General features: G+C 66.9%; 1 protein-coding gene. It reads left to right on the top strand.

Annotation, left to right across the window (positions count from 1 at the left end; all coding sequences use genetic code 11):
* The coding region (locus tag PF66_RS31670) for a phosphopantetheine-binding protein (protein ID WP_152973149.1) at positions 1 to 717 on the top strand (717 nt) is incomplete at both ends.

Genomic DNA, 717 nt, shown 5'->3' on the forward strand with positions numbered 1-717 from the left:
ACGGCACCCTGGAATACCTGGGCCGCAACGACTTCCAGGTGAAGATCCGCGGTTTCCGCATCGAACTGGGGGAAATCGAGAACGCGTTGCTGGCGATCTCGGGTGTCACCGAAGCGGTGGTCATCGCCCGTGAGGAACAGCGCCTGGTGGCCTATGTCTGCGGCGAACCGGCACCCGCCGAACAACTGCGCAACGAACTGCTCAAGCACCTGCCCGAATACATGGTGCCCAGCGCCTTCGTGCACCTGGACAAGCTGCCACTGACCGCCAACGGCAAGCTCGACCGCCGTGCCCTGCCCGCCCCAGGTGTCGAATCCCTGGCCAGCAAGGCCTACGAGGCCCCTGTCGGCGAGACCGAAGTGGCCATCGCCGAAATCTGGAAAACCCTGCTCGGTCTCGACCAGGTCGGTCGTCACGACGGCTTCCTCGAACTGGGCGGCCATTCGCTGCTCACCGTGCAACTGCAGGCCCGCCTGCACCAGGAACTGGGGGCCGAGATCGACCTGCGCACCCTGTTCGGCATCGGCTCCCTGCAAGCCCTCGCCCAGTGCGTGGACCAGGCCGGCCGTTCCTCCGTGCAGACCATCGAAGCCGTGGCCCGCGACCAGGACCTGCCGCTGTCCCTGGCCCAGCAACGCCTGTGGTTCCTCGACCAGCTCGACCACGCCGCCAGCATCGCCTATCACATGCCCGCAGCCCTGCGCCTGCGCGGCCAGC

Origin of the sequence: Pseudomonas asplenii, assembly GCF_001293465.1 — a bacterium.
GTDB classification, from domain to species: domain Bacteria; phylum Pseudomonadota; class Gammaproteobacteria; order Pseudomonadales; family Pseudomonadaceae; genus Aquipseudomonas; species Aquipseudomonas fuscovaginae_B.